The organism is Paraburkholderia sp. Clong3 (genome assembly GCF_050436485.1).
GTDB lineage: Bacteria > Pseudomonadota > Gammaproteobacteria > Burkholderiales > Burkholderiaceae > Paraburkholderia > Paraburkholderia tuberum.
Genome location: NZ_JBNDMH010000002.1, coordinates 2,301,494 through 2,315,725, shown reverse-complemented (window position 1 = coordinate 2,315,725; position 14,232 = coordinate 2,301,494). Strand labels below are relative to the sequence as shown.

The 14,232-nt window shown below is 63.8% G+C and carries 13 protein-coding genes; 8 read left to right on the top strand and 5 right to left on the bottom strand.

What is annotated here, in order from left to right:
- Window positions 1–92 precede the first annotated feature (92 nt).
- From OKW30_RS14885 to OKW30_RS14855, 7 genes are all read left to right on the top strand, one after another.
- Window positions 93–1,052: an NAD-dependent epimerase/dehydratase family protein gene (locus OKW30_RS14885; RefSeq protein ID WP_429346996.1), complete on the top strand. Its 960-nt coding sequence runs from the start codon at window positions 93–95 to the stop codon at window positions 1,050–1,052.
- Window positions 1,053–1,101: 49 nt separating this feature from the next.
- Window positions 1,102–2,124, top strand: coding sequence for an MraY family glycosyltransferase (locus OKW30_RS14880; RefSeq protein WP_429346995.1), 1,023 nt, complete (start codon window positions 1,102–1,104; stop codon window positions 2,122–2,124).
- A gap of 11 nt (window positions 2,125–2,135) precedes the next feature.
- Window positions 2,136–4,016 (top strand): polysaccharide biosynthesis protein, encoded by a 1,881-nt coding sequence (locus OKW30_RS14875; protein WP_090803332.1) that lies wholly within the window; start codon window positions 2,136–2,138, stop codon window positions 4,014–4,016.
- A gap of 469 nt (window positions 4,017–4,485) precedes the next feature.
- Window positions 4,486–5,013, top strand: a complete 528-nt coding sequence (locus OKW30_RS14870) for a DUF2778 domain-containing protein (protein ID WP_429346994.1) — start codon at window positions 4,486–4,488, stop codon at window positions 5,011–5,013.
- 79 nt (window positions 5,014–5,092) lie between these two features.
- A complete protein-coding gene (locus OKW30_RS14865; protein WP_429346993.1) occupies window positions 5,093–5,242 on the top strand; it encodes a hypothetical protein in 150 nt (49 codons plus the stop codon).
- A gap of 362 nt (window positions 5,243–5,604) precedes the next feature.
- Window positions 5,605–6,123 carry a DUF2778 domain-containing protein gene (locus OKW30_RS14860; protein WP_184065197.1) on the top strand — a complete coding sequence of 173 codons (519 nt, stop codon included), beginning with the start codon at window positions 5,605–5,607 and terminating at the stop codon, window positions 6,121–6,123.
- Window positions 6,104–6,361, top strand: a complete 258-nt coding sequence (locus tag OKW30_RS14855; RefSeq protein WP_090803343.1) for a hypothetical protein — start codon at window positions 6,104–6,106, stop codon at window positions 6,359–6,361. The genes OKW30_RS14860 and OKW30_RS14855 overlap by 20 nt, the downstream gene beginning before the upstream one ends.
- A gap of 129 nt (window positions 6,362–6,490) precedes the next feature.
- Here OKW30_RS14855 and OKW30_RS14850 read toward each other — a convergent pair whose 3' ends face one another.
- Window positions 6,491–7,591, bottom strand: coding sequence for an MraY family glycosyltransferase (locus tag OKW30_RS14850; protein ID WP_090803345.1), 1,101 nt, complete (start codon window positions 7,589–7,591; stop codon window positions 6,491–6,493).
- A gap of 248 nt (window positions 7,592–7,839) precedes the next feature.
- Between OKW30_RS14850 and OKW30_RS14845 the strand changes: the two genes are divergently transcribed.
- Entirely contained in the window at window positions 7,840–9,399 is a 1,560-nt protein-coding gene (locus tag OKW30_RS14845; RefSeq protein WP_429346992.1) for a methyl-accepting chemotaxis protein, read from the top strand.
- Window positions 9,400–9,524: 125 nt separating this feature from the next.
- On the opposite strand, the gene galE is transcribed toward OKW30_RS14845, so the two are convergent.
- The 4 genes from galE to OKW30_RS14825 form a co-directional block, all read right to left on the bottom strand.
- Window positions 9,525–10,547, bottom strand: coding sequence for a UDP-glucose 4-epimerase GalE (galE, locus tag OKW30_RS14840; RefSeq protein ID WP_429346991.1), 1,023 nt, complete (start codon window positions 10,545–10,547; stop codon window positions 9,525–9,527).
- 13 nt (window positions 10,548–10,560) lie between these two features.
- Complete coding sequence (locus OKW30_RS14835) at window positions 10,561–11,709, bottom strand: glycosyltransferase family 4 protein (RefSeq protein WP_429346990.1); 1,149 nt, start codon at window positions 11,707–11,709, stop codon at window positions 10,561–10,563.
- Window positions 11,710–11,840: 131 nt separating this feature from the next.
- Complete coding sequence (locus OKW30_RS14830; RefSeq protein WP_429346989.1) at window positions 11,841–12,671, bottom strand: glycosyltransferase; 831 nt, start codon at window positions 12,669–12,671, stop codon at window positions 11,841–11,843.
- Window positions 12,668–13,930, bottom strand: a complete 1,263-nt coding sequence (locus OKW30_RS14825; protein WP_429346988.1) for an oligosaccharide flippase family protein — start codon at window positions 13,928–13,930, stop codon at window positions 12,668–12,670. Before OKW30_RS14825 ends, OKW30_RS14830 begins: the two co-directional genes overlap by 4 nt.
- Between the last annotated feature and the right edge of the window lie 302 nt (window positions 13,931–14,232).

The window sequence follows — 14,232 nt, the reverse complement described above, 5'->3', positions numbered from 1 at the left end:
TCGAGTCCTGACGGCGATCGTCTGTTTGCGTGGGTCGCGCGGCATGGCGTGGGCGTAATCGTGCGCCGCGAAGTGCATGACGGAGCATTGCGATGAGTCTGCAGATCCTCGTCACCGGCGCCAACGGTTTCGTCGGCCAGGCGGTGTCCCGCGCGTTGCTGCGGCGGGGCGATCGCGTGACTGGCGTGGTGCGCCGGCCGCAGACGGCCGCCGAGGGCGTGCGCGAATGGCTGCTCGATACCGAAGATTTTGCGGGCATCGACCAGCGCTGGCCGGTCGCGCTCACTTGCGATGCGGTGATCCATCTGGCGTCGCGCGTGCACGTGATGCGGGAGACCCTGACCGAGCCGCTCGCCGCCTATCGCGCGACCAACGTCGAGGGCAGCTTGCGGGTCGCGGCGGCGGCGCGGCGCGCGGGCGCGAGGCGCTTCGTGTTCGTCAGCAGCATCAAGGCGATGGGCGAGGCGAGCAGCGGCCGGCCGATCGCTGAAACGGATCAGCCCACGCCGTCCGATGCGTATGGCATCTCGAAACTGGAAGCCGAGCGCGCGCTGTTCGACTACGGCCGCTCGACGGGTCTCGAAGTCGTCGTGGTGCGGCCGCCGCTGGTCTACGGACCGCGCGTGCGCGCGAACTTCCTGCAGCTGATGAACGCGGTCGCGAGAGGCATTCCGTTGCCGCTCGGCGCGCTCAGCGCGCTGCGCAGCCTCGTGTTCGTCGATAACCTCGCGGACGCGCTCGTGCATTGCGCGACCGATCCGCGCGCGGCCGGCGAAACCTTCCATGTGACCGACGGCCGCGACCTCAGCGTGCCGGAACTCGCGCGTCTGCTGGCCACGCAGCTTCACGTGCCCGCGCGGCTCGTGCCGGTGCCGGCCAGCCTGCTCAGTCTCGCGGGTCGCCTGACCGGCCGCTCGGCGCAGATCGATCGATTGATCGGCGAGCTGCGCGTCGACAGTTCGCATATCCGCGAATGTCTGAACTGGTCTGCGCCGCATACGGTCGAGCATGGGCTGCTCGAAACCGCGGCGTGGTATCGCTCAACGCATTGACCACGGGTTGAACCCGCCTTGACTCCGACCTGACCCGCTAACGCTATCGATGCCGCTCGCTGCACACTCTGCCTCTTCCGTCGTCTCTCTGCTGCCGTGGGGCGTCGCCGCGCTCGCCGCCTGCGCGGCGATCCTGTGGACGCTGCTGCGCACCGGCCTCGCGTGGCGGCTCGCCACCGACATCCCCAACGACCGCTCGCTGCACACGCGCCCGACGCCGCGCGTCGGCGGCTGGGGCATCGTGCCGGTCGCGGTGTTGCTGATCGCGCTGGCGGCGCCGTCGCTGTGGCTGCCCGCGCTTGCCGCGGCGCTGCTCGCGGCGCTATCGCAGCTCGACGATCGACGTGGCCTGCCCGCACGCGTGCGCTTCGGCGGTCATGCGGCGGCGGTGGCGGCACTGATCGCCGTCTATCCGGCCGACGTGCCGTGGTGGGCGCTCGCGTGCATGGCGGTTCTACTCGTGTGGCTCGTCAATCTCTACAACTTCATGGACGGCTCGGACGGCCTCGCGGGCGGCATGGCGCTGTTCGGCTTCGGCGGCTATGCGGTGGCCGCCTCGCTGTCGTCGCACGCGGACCCGGCGCTCGCGACGGCGAGCCTGATCGTCACAGGCGCGGCCGCGGGCTTTCTGCTGTTCAACTTTCACCCGGCGCGCATCTTTCTCGGTGACGCCGGCTCGATCCCGCTCGGCTTTCTGGCCGGCGCGCTCGGCTATTGGGGGTGGCGCGAGGGTGTATGGCCGGTGTGGTTTCCGGCGCTGTGCTTCGCGCCGTTCATCGGCGATGCGTCGGTCACGCTGCTCAAGCGCCTGCTGCGCGGTGAAAAATTTTGGCAGGCGCATCGTGAACACTACTATCAAAGACTGGTGCAGTCGGGTTTCGGGCACGCATCGACCGCGTGGATTTGGTATTTGTTCATGGCGGCGGGCATAATACTTGCTGTTTGGGCGCTACAATTGGCTCTTCTGTATCAATGGCTGGTTGTCGTCGCATGGGCTGCCCTGCTGGTCGTCGCGGGGCTGTGTATTGATCGCCGCTGGCGGCGCCATGTGTCCCGTTCCGGGCCAATCTGAGGTTCTGCGCAATGAAAAGCTTCAAAGCCAGATGGCTTTCGTTCAGTGCGTTTGCGTTCGACCTGTGCGCGGTGGCAATGGCCTGGCTGCTGGCCTATGTGATCCGGTTCAACGGACCGGTGCCCGCGCCGTTCTGGTCGAGCGGGCTGCATGCGCTCGTGTGGGTGCTGCTGATCTACGCGGTGATGTTCCGCGGCTACGGCCTCTATCGCGGCATGTGGGTGTTCGCGAGCCTGCCCGATCTCGTGCGGATCGCGAAAGCGATCGGCGTCGGCGCGCTCGTCGTCGTGATCGGTTCGGCGCTGTTGCAGCCGGCGCCGGTCGTGCCGCGCTCGGTGCTGATCGTGTCGCCGATGCTGCTGTTCCTGACGATGGGCGGCTCACGCGCGCTGTATCGCGCGGCCAAGGAGTTCTATCGCTACGGCGGACTGGTCGGCCAGGGCAAGCCGGTGCTCGTGCTCGGCGCGGGCAATGCCGGCGCGAATCTCGTGCGCGAGCTGAAGCGCTCGGGCCAATGGCGCCTCGTCGGTCTGCTCGACGACGATCCGATCAAGCAGGGCCGTGAAATCTACGGCTATCGCGTGGTTGGTGCGATCAGCGATCTGCAGAAAATCTGCACGGAGCTGAAGGTCGAGCATGTGATCATCGCGGTGCCGTCGGCGTCGGTGGAGGCGCATCGGCGCATCGCCACGCTGTGCGTGCGCGCCGGCGTACGCGCGATGACGCTGCCCGCGCTCACGCCGCTCACGCAAGGTCAGGCGTTCCTGTCGCGCGTGCGGCAGATCGATCTCGAAGACCTGCTCGGCCGTGACCCGGTGACGATCGACACCGAGCACGTCGCCGCGCTGCTGAAAAACCGCGTCGTGATGGTGACGGGCGCGGGCGGCTCGATCGGCTCGGAGCTATGCCGGCAGATCCTGCGCTTCGGTCCGGTGCAACTGGTCGCGTTCGACATCTCCGAGTTCTCGATCTATCGGCTGAACGAAGAGCTGCGCGACAAATATCCGGAAGTGTCGGTGGTGCCGATCGTCGGCGACGTGAAGGACTCGCTGCTGCTCGATCAGGTGATGGCGCGCTACTGTCCGCACATCGTGTTTCATGCGGCGGCCTACAAGCATGTGCCGTTGATGGAAGAGGTCAACACGTGGCAGGCGGTGCGCAACAACGTGCTTGGCACGTACCGCGTCGCGCGCGCGGCGATCCGCCACGACGTCGCGCATTTCGTGCTGATCTCGACCGACAAGGCGGTCAATCCGACCAACGTGATGGGCGCGAGCAAGCGGCTCGCGGAGATGGCGTGCTCGGCGCTGCAGCAGCAGGGCGCGCGGCGCACGCAGTTCGAGACGGTGCGCTTCGGCAACGTGCTCGGCAGCGCGGGCAGCGTGATTCCGAAGTTCCAGGAGCAGATCGCGCGGGGCGGGCCGGTGACCGTCACGCATCCGGAAATCACGCGTTTCTTCATGACGATTCCGGAGGCGTCGCAACTCGTGTTGCAGGCGTCGAGCATGGGGCGCGGCGGCGAGATTTTCATTCTCGACATGGGCAAGCCGGTGCGAATCGCCGATCTCGCGCACGATCTGATCCGCCTGTACGGTTTCACCGAAGAGCAGATTCGCGTCGTGTTCACGGGTTTGCGTCCGGGCGAGAAGCTTTACGAAGAACTGCTCGCGGACGACGAAACCACCACGCGCACGCCGCATCCGAAGCTGCGCATCGCACAGGCGCGCGAGGTGCCGGACAGCCTGATCGACAATCTGCTGCCGTGGCTGATGCAGCATCGCGTGCCGGCCGACGACGAAGTGCGGCGCGATCTGCGGCGCTGGGTGCCGGAGTATTTGCCGGCGACCGCGACGACGCTGCGTAGTGTGGCGCCGGCGACGCGGGTGTCGTAGGCGTTCCGCCGCCGCGAGTCATCGGAGTAGTCGAAGCATTGAATCAGTACCCGCGAAGGCAGGTCATTTGACCCGTTGAAATTGGCCGTCGGATGTTTATCGATAAGAGCCCCTACAGACATGCTGGGGCTTTTTTATTTTTGCCCAGGAGAGTTGACGACCATCGCGCACGCCCCGGCTTTTCGGAGTCGTCTGAAGCCTGCGCCCGGCACATACACCTAGCATTGAACCGTCACCGCCCGGTATGTCATTCCCGCTGAGGTGGCGGCTCTATTGGCTCTTTTTCTGTGATGCAAAGGTTTTGCGCGCCCCTGTGGCGCTTTTTTTTGTCCAGGGGAAAGAGGCGGCAATTCCGGAATCGACCTGTAGCGCGCCAGCGGCCCGCGCGGTTACGGTCAAGGTTCACCAACGGGAGGAGCCTATGCAGGACGCAATGACCTACAGCCAGCGCAATCAGGAGGCGTGAAACATGGCTTACTTCGGCAAATTTCTCGTGGACAGCGCGCCGCTGTCACCGCTCACCATTAATGGCATCGGCACATTCGACGCCTATTCCGGCAACGGCCAATACCGCAATCGGGGCGGCTGCACAATGGTTCCCAATAACGGGCCGATCCCCGCTGGCAAGTACTGGATCGTCCCGCGCCCTACTGGCGGCGTGCGCTCTGCGGTAGAAACGTGGTTAAAAGATGAGTTCAATTACTACTCGTCGCATCCGACCGATCACAGTGAATGGTTTGCACTGTATCGTGATGATGGGCTAATCGACGATTACACATGGATCAACGGCGTGCGGCGTGGAAACTTCAGGTTGCATCCGGCAGGTGGTCGGGGTGTTTCGCTTGGCTGCATTACCCTGCCGAGCCGTACGGATTTCCTGAGAATCCGCAACTCACTCCTGCACACCATGACGATCCCTGCCGGCAATTCGGGGCTTCGCGCCTACGGAACGATTGAGGTCATCACATATGGCAACACCTGTCCGAAGGGTGCTTAAAGTCCTGCTGTTTATAGCTCTGTACCTTCTGTCATTCCGATTTGTCCGACCGTACGACGATGGGTGGACCGAGTCCGAGATGCGTGCATGGATACACGCTTCGGAGGTGCTAGGTATCGGCGATCCCGAAAACCTGTATATCGGCCTGTGGATGACTATCGAACTGCTCGTGGCGGCGCTGGCGTATGTGGCGATCATGAAGCTATGGCGGTGGTACCGCACGAAGTAGACGAAAGCCCCGGGGAGGGGGCTTTTCTATTTTTGCTCAGGAGAGTTGACGACCATCGTGCACGCCCCGGCGTTTCGGAGTTGTCTGAAGCCTGCGCCCGGCACATACACCTAGCATTGAATCGTCGCAACCCGGTATCGCTTTCTCGCTGAGGTGGCGGTTCGATTAGCTCTTTTATCTGTGATGCAAATTTTTGCGCGCCCTTGTGGCGCGCTTTTTTTGCCCAGGCAAAGGAGGCGGCAAATCGGGAATCGACCTGTAGCGCGCCAGGGGCACGCGCGCTTACGGTCAAGGTTCCCCGACGGGAGGAACCTGTGCAGGACGCAATGACCTACAGCCAGCGTAATCACGAGGTGTGACATATGGCCTACACCGGCAAATTCCTCGTGAATAACGAGCCACTATCACCGCTCACCATTTCTGGCATCGGCACCTTTGACGCTTATTCTGGCGACCGGCAATACCGCAATCGGGGCGGCTGCACGGCTGTGCCTAGCAAGGGGCCGATTCCCGCCGGCAAATACTGGATCGTCGACCGTCCGACTGGTGGCATCCGTTCACAGGCTTACGCATTGGGAAAAGACGCGTTGAATGCCGTTTTCGGCCATCCGTCGAATCACGGTGACTGGTTCGCCCTGTATCGGGATGATGGACTAGTCGATGATTTCACTTGGGTCAATGGTGTCAAGCGTGGGCAGTTCCGGTTGCATCCAGCAGGCGGGCACGGCGCATCACTTGGTTGCATTACCTTGCCGAGCCATAGCGATTTCATGAGAATCCGCAATGCGCTGCTGCGCACCATGACGATCCCTGCCGGCATTTCGGGGCTTCGGGCCTACGGAACAATTGAGGTCATCACATATGGCAACACTTGCCCGTAGACTGTTCAAGGTCACGTTGTTTCTGGCGCTGTTTGTTCTCTCTGTTCTTTATGTCCGGCCGTATCCGTACGAGTGGACAGAAAGCGAGTCGAATGCATATTGGGCGGCTTCCGATTGGCTCGGTGTGCGTGACCCTGATGACCTGTATTACATGGTGTGGGTGACTATCGAACTGATCGTGGCGGCGCTGGCGTATGTGGCGATCCTGAAGCTATGGCGGTGGTATCGCACGAGGTAGACGAAAGCCCCGGCGACGGGGCTTTTGTTTATCCCGTGCATTGATGAATTTGGAGGAATCTCGTGAAGAGAGGATTTATTGCTACATTTCGAGCCGAGTGAGCCGATTTTCAGCCTTTGTCGTTTCTGCTTACCGCTTCCCCTTCCTCACCACCATCCACCGCGGCGACTTGAACCTCACGATGCTCACGTAAAGCCACACATAAGTCGCCGCGAACACCACGACGAAGCAGAACAGATGCAGCGTGTGCCGCCAGAACAGCGTCGCCGGCACGACCGCGATCAGGCACAGCAGCCACAGATACGGCGACGTCAGCGAGTTGCGGCGCGTCAGTTCGCGCGCGGTGCGCGCGCCGACCGCCCAGCGCATCAGCCGCTTGTAGACCAGCATATGCAGATGCACGCCATCCGGAATGCCCGGCGACATGCCGCGAATGAACTTCTTGCGGTAGATCGAGAAGCAGGTCTCGAAGATCGGGTACATGAAGAGCAGCACCGGATACCACGCGGATACGTCGCGATTGCGCATCACGAGCAGGATCGACAGCTCGGCGAGCATGAAGCCGATGAAGTAAGCACCGCCGTCGCCGAGAAAAATCAGCCCGGCCGGGAAGTTCCAGATGAAGAAGCCGAGCACCGCGCCCATCATCATGAACGACGCGGACAGCACGACCGGGTCGTGCACCTGGAACGCCACATACGCGAGCGACGCGAACATCATGAACGCGACCATCGACGCGAGGCCGTTGAAGCCGTCGATGATATTGATCGCGTTGGCGAGCGCCGCGACCGCGAGCACCGTGACCACGAACGAGATCGCCGCATATGACAGCAGAAAGTCGAGCGGCGGCACGCTGATGCGCGTGACCGCGATGTCGAGAAAGAACCAGGCGAGCGCGGCGGCCGCCATCGTGCAGATGAGGCGTGCGAGCGGCGACACGCGCTTGGTCAGATCCTCGACGAGCCCCGAGCCGAACGCCGGCATGCCGCACGCGATCAACCCGAGAATGCTGCCCGATACGGCCGGATACGCGCGATGCAATTGCACCGCGGAGACGATCAGCCCGACCAGAATCCCAGTCCCGCCGATGCGCGGCACCGGCCGCACGTGGAATTTCTGGACGCCGGCCAGATCGGTGTCGGTCGAGAACTTTTCATGCAGATGCGCATAGCGCACGATCAACAGCGTGATCAGCAGAGAGACGAGAAAGCCGAGCGCAAAACTAAGCATGAAAGTGGGCCTGAGCGAAGACGCGGAATTATACAAACGAAACGTGCGGCGGCCGGCGCGCGGCACGGGCGCGAAGCTTTCATCCAGGCCGGCAAAAAATCCCAGATAGCGAGACCGAAGCGGCCCGCACAGGCCCGTGAGCGCTCGCTCCTCATGGATTCCCCCTATGCGGCGCGCGCGCGCCGCAACCGTAAACCTGGATGCGACGAGGTGTAAGTCGCGCGCAACAAAGGCGTTCCGGAGACCCAATGCTTAATAACATCACAATTCGTGGCGGACTGACGCTCGTGATCAGCGTATTCGTCGCCTTCCTTCTGACGGTGATCGCTGTCGGCTACGGCGCGCTGAAGCTCGCCAACGACAGCCTCGACGACACCCAGCGCAGTGCGGTCGCGCTGTCGCATCTGAAGGCGAGTTCCGAGAAGCTTCTGCAGGTGCAGCTCGCATTGGGCACCTATCAGACGTTGTTCAGCGTCGGCAAGCAGACCGACGATCTGCTGCCGGCCGCGCACAAGGTGCTGCTTGAATCGAACAACGACTTCCGCAACTACATGGCCGGCCCGTTCGCGAGCGACGCAGGGCGCAAGCTCGCGCAGAGCGTCGGCGACGCGCGCGCGGCGCTCGTCGACAAGGCGATCGAACCGGAATTCAAGGCATTGACCGACTTCGACTTCAACACCTTCCGCAACATCCAGGGCGACACGGCGAACAGCCTGTACGCGTCCTACTCGAAAGCGATCGACGCGCTCGAAAAAGCGCAGATGGACAATCAGCATCAGCAGGCCGCGACCGGCGCGCGACGCTTCCAGCTCGCGACAGTGCTGTTCGGCGCGATCGCGGTGATCGCGCTCGTGATCGCGGTGGGCGCTCGGGTCGCGTTGTCGTCGGCGCTGATCAAGCCGGTCAACGCGACGGTCAAGCACTTCGAGCGCATCGCGGCCGGCGACCTGAGCGTCGCGATCAAGGTGAAATCGCGCAACGAGATGGGCCAGCTGCTCGGCGCGCTGACGCGGATGCGCGACGGCCTCGTCGAAACGGTCGGCAAGGTGCGCGGCAGCACGAGCGCGATCACGCAGGGCGCGAACGAAATCGCGTCGGGCAATGCCGATCTGTCGGCGCGCACCGAGCAGCAGGCGGCCGCGCTGCAGCAGACCGCGGCGAGCATGGAGCAGCTGTCGGCGACCGTGAAACAGAACGCCGACAACGCCAGGCAGGCGAACCGCCTCGCGCACGGCGCGCTCGATACGGTCACGCGCGGCGGCAAGGTGGTGTCGCGCGTGACCGAGACAATGGACGGCATCAGCGAGTCGTCGCGCAAGGTCACGGAGATCATCGGCATGATCGAGGGGATCGCGTTTCAGACCAACATTCTCGCGTTGAACGCGGCCGTCGAAGCGGCGCGCGCGGGCGAGCAGGGACGCGGCTTCGCGGTGGTCGCCTCGGAAGTGCGCAGTCTCGCGCAGCGCTCGGGCGCGGCGGCCAAGGAGATCAAGGAGCTGATCGGCGAGTCGGCGGCGAAGGTCGAGGAGGGTGCCTCGCTGGTGTCGGATGCGCAGAAGACGATTCAGGAAGCGCTGAAGGCCGTCGAGCGCGTGACCGGCGTGATGAGCGAGATCGAGGCGTCGGCGCTCGAACAGAGCGACGGCATCGAGCAGGTCAACAAGGCGGTGTCGCAGATCGACGAGGTCACGCAGCACAACGCGGCGCTCGTCGAGCAGGCGGCGGCCGCGGCGAAGTCGCTGGAAGAGCATGCGATGGCGTTGCGTGATGCGGTCGCGGTGTTCCAGCTGGAAGGGGCAACGGCGTAACGCGTTCGGCAGCCGTGGCGCTCACCGTTCCGACGAGGTGAGCGCCAAAGCAAACGGCGGCGGCATCCGCGCTACGCGAATGCCGCCGCCATTTTTTTAACGGGATGCGCTGGTGCCGAAGCGCTTTATGCAAACCCCTGCGGATTCGTCGACTGCCAGCGCCAGTGGTCCGCGCACATGCGCTCGATGCCGAACTGCGCGCGCCAGCCGATGATTTTCTCGGCCGCGCTCGGGTCCGCGAAACACTGCGCGACGTCGCCCGGGCGGCGCGCGACGATCTCGTACGGCACCGGCCGCCCCGACGCCTTCTCGAACGAGCGCACCACGTCGAGCACGCTATAGCCCTGGCCCGTGCCGAGATTGACGACGAAGCTCGCATCGCGCTCGACGAGCGCATCGAGCGCGGCGAGATGCCCGCGCGCGAGATCGACCACGTGGATGTAGTCGCGCACGCCGGTGCCGTCGGGCGTCTCGTAGTCGCCGCCGAACACGCGCAGGCGGTCGAGCTTGCCGACCGCGACCTGTGCGACGTACGGCATCAGGTTGTTCGGAATGCCGGCCGGATCTTCGCCGATCAGGCCACTTTCATGCGCGCCGACCGGATTGAAGTAGCGCAGCGTCGCGATGCGCCACGATGGGTCCGACACTTCGAGATCGCGCAGGATCTGCTCGGCGATCAGCTTCGATTGACCATACGGATTGGTCGCCGAGAGCGGGAACGATTCGTCGATAGGCGAGCTCTTCGGCACGCCGTACACCGTTGCCGACGAACTGAACACGAACTGCTTGACGTTGCGATCGCGCATCACGCCGAGCAGCGTCAGCAGGCTGCCGACGTTGTTCGCGTAGTACTCGATCGGCTTCGCGACCGACTCGCCGACCGCTTTCAGCGCCGCGAAATGGATCGCGCCGGTGATCGGATGCGCATCGAAAATCCGCTGCAGCGCGGGCGCGTCGCGCGCGTCGTCGTCATAGAAGCTCACCGCACGGCCGGTTATTTTCTCGATGCGCCGCAACGATTCGCGCTTGCTGTTCACGAGGTTGTCGATCACCACGACGTCGTAGCCGCCGTTCAGCAGTTCGACGCAGGTGTGCGAGCCGATGAAACCCGCGCCGCCCGTTACCAGAATCGTGCCCTTCGTGGTCATGCTGTTGCTCCCATTAAAGTAAAACACCCGTGATTTTTTGCACCAGGTCTTTGTACGTTTCGACGACCATGCGTTCGTCGAATTCGGTTGCGACTTTCTGCCGGCCGCGTTCCGCCATCGTGCGCCGCTCCGCGCCGCTCATGTCGAGCATGCGCGCGAGACTCGCGGCGAGGCTCTGCGCATTGCGCGCTTCGCACAACAAGCCGTTGACGCCGTCGGCCACCACCTCGCGGCAGCCGGGCACGTCGGTCGCGACGATCGGCCGGCCCATCGCCGACGCTTCCATCAGCGTGCGCGGCACGCCTTCGCGATACGACGGCAGCACCACGCAATCGGCATCGGCGATGAACGGCCGCACGTCGTGCGCCTCGCCCAGATATTCGATCACGCCTTCCTGTTCCCACGCGGCGACTTCGTCGCGCGTGATCGCGCTCGGATTGTCGACGCCGACCGGCCCGAGCAGCTGAAAGCGCGCGTGGCGGTAGCGCGCGCGCAATTGCCGCGCGGCCTCGACGTATTCGCCGACACCTTTGTCCCACAGCAGCCGCCCGATCAGCACGAAGCGAAACTCCGTGCGCTCGCGCAGCGGCGTGAACGTGAACTGCTCGAGATCGACGCCCTCGCCGTGCAACAGCCGCGCGCGCTCCGGATGCACGAGCAGCTTGCCGTCGATGAACGCGGCCTGATCGTCGCGATTCAGGAACCACACTTCACGCGGAAAGCGGAACGCAAAACGATACAGCCTTTTGGCGATCTGCGCGGCGCGGCTGTGCTGGATGAACACGTAGCCGAGCCCGGTGGTGACCGCCACCGACTGCACGCCAGCCAGCTTCGCCGCGATCGAGCCGTAGATGTTCGGCTTGATCGTGTAGTGAAACACGACATGCGGACGGATGGTCCTGTACTGCCGATACAGCGCGACGAGCGTGCGCAGATCTTCGCCCGGACTCGTGCCCTTCGACGCCATCGGCAGCTCGATGCAACGGCAACCCATCGCGGCGAGCAACTCGAACGTGCGGTCGCGCGGCGCGAGCACCGTCACGTCGACGCCGCGCCCGATCAGCGTGCGGATCAGCCCTTGCCGATAGGTATAGATTGCCCAGGCCGTGTTGCAAACGAGTGTAATGCGTAGCGCGGGCGTCGACTTGAAAGAGGGCTTCATGCGAAGAAATGCCGGGCGTTGAATGAAGTGTGGACCATTGATACGAAGACAGCACCCTACGATGCGGCGCGAACCTCAGCGAATGAAGCGACAGCGACAGCGGCAACGACAGCGCTCACACGCGGCGCGACTCAACGGTTCGCGCGCGGCGTGAGCAGCGCGCGCTTGACCCGCTGCAACGTGCGATAAGGCAGCATCAGATGCAACAGATTCTTCGCGAGGCCCAACCAGTCGTACGGGTTGGCCACGTTGAAGTAGCGCAACTGCAAACGCAGCGTCGAACCGATCTGCCGGCGCCGTTTCGTCGCGCTGATGCCGCCTTCGTTCAGCTCATAGAAAAGGCCGGGTTCCGGCAGATTCGCGCAGTCATAGCGTTCCATCAGACGTACGAACAGATCGAGGTCCTCCGCCGAACGATACGCGGCGCGGTAGTTGCCGACTGTGCGGACGGCATCGATACGCAGCATCATCGACGGATGCGCGAGGCACGAGCGGAAAAAGCGCTGGCGCCGGATTACGTTCGGCTCGGCCGGCGGCGTCAGCATGAAAAGCGGCTCGCCCGCGCGCGTGACGACCTGGGTCCACATGCCGAGGCCCGCCACGTTCGGATGCGCTTCCATGAACGCGCGCTGCTTCGCGAGCCGCCGCGGCACCGCGCGATCGCCCGCGTCGATGCGCGCCGCATAGCGAAAGCCGCGCTGCGCGAGCGCGTCGATGCCGGTTCGCAGCGCACGCTCGATGCCGCCGTTCTGCGCCATGCGCAGCACTTCGATCTTCAGGTTCGGCAGCGTGGGCGCGACGATCGGCGGCGTGCTGCCGTCATCTACGATCAGTACGTGCACCAGCGCACTTTCTTCGAACGACGCGAGCGTAGAATCGACGTCCGCCTGGCCGTTATAGGCGGGTATCAGCACCGCGACGTCGTCGAGCGTGGTTTGCGCGGAGGCGGATGAATTCGTCATGGGCGCAATTTGAAACGGATGTAATAAAGATTGACCGAGGCGGCCGCCAGATAGCCGGCCGCAAGGCCGACGAGCGCGCCATACGCGCCGAGCCGCGGGATCGCCAGCAGGTTGACCGCGAACGCGATGGCGAGCGCGAGCAGCCACTTGGCGAGCAACACGAACCTGGCCTGATATTTGAGCACGACCAGATTGCCGATCGCCTCGACGCCGGCCGGCACCGACAGCCACACGGCCCAGCGGAAGATTTCGATCGCGCCTTCGAAGTCCGGCCCGAACACACGGCGGATGATGAAGCCCGCGAGCAGATCGAGCACGAACGCGCCGCACACCATCAGCACGGCGCTCAGCGCGGTGAGCCGCCACATGTTGCGGCGCAGTTGCGCGATGCCTTGCACGCGGTAGACGAATGCGGGCGCAATGGTTTGCGCGAGCATCAGCGCGAGCGTGATCCAGTTTTCATTCAACTGCTGGGCGGCCGAGTAGCGACCGAGGTCGGCGAACGAAATCGCGCGCTCGAGCATCAGCCGGTCCAGTTTCAGAAATAGATACATACAGATGAGCCCGAGCCAGAACACGGTGCCCGCGCTCGCGAAGTGCCTGAAGAGCGAACGTTCGACATGCCAGCCCAGCTTGCCGCCATGCCGGCGCATGAAGTAGAGCAACAGCACCGCGCCGATCGCCGCCGATTCGAGCGCCCACAGCCAGCCGAAACGCGCGGGCGCGGCCGTCGCGCGCACCAGCAGATAGACGAGAGCCGCCTTGATCACCGCGGTGCTCATGCTGGTCAGCAATTGCGGCTTGCTGTAGGTCATGCTTTGCAGCCACGCGTTGATCACGCCGACGAACGGCTCGCGAAACAGCATCGTCACCGCGAGGCCGGCGAGCATCGCACCGACGAGCGGTTCGAAGAAGTGCAGCGCAATGCCGAGCCACGTGAGCAGCAGCGCAACGGCCGAGACGGAGAAGCGCAACGCGAACGCGCTGCCGAGGACGGTGCCGAGTTGTTCGGGCGGCCGGTTGACGATGGTCGGTACGAGGATTTCCGCGCCGCAGACCCAGGTGATCGGCGACAGCACCAGCAGCAGCGTATTCGCGTACTGCCATTTGCCGAAAGTTTCGGGCCCGAAGTAACGCGCGAGCATGCCGCTGATCACGATTGCGACGCAAATCTGCGTGAGCCGCTCGAGACCCAGCCAGACGATGTTCGTCAACGCTCGGGTGACGTCGGGATTGGCGAAACGCTTGACCGTCAGCATCCGTTGGCCGCTCGCCGCTGCGCGTTGGTCAAGCAGCCTCGCACGGCCATGCATGCGGCGCTATGCGCATTCGCCCGCCCGGCCGGCAGCCACGGCAACTTTACAAATGGAGGGCGTCTAAGCATTAGAATGGCGGTATTCAGGCTGGTCAGAAAAACGCAATTATAAGTTGGAACCGGACCGCTTCCGGCAAGGGTGCATCGAGGCGCGGTAACGGGTGTTTTTAACGTGAGTATTACGGTGGTTTTTAACGCGAATTTTTACCGCGTTTTAATCGGCGATTGTTACCGGTCGAGGTCGGT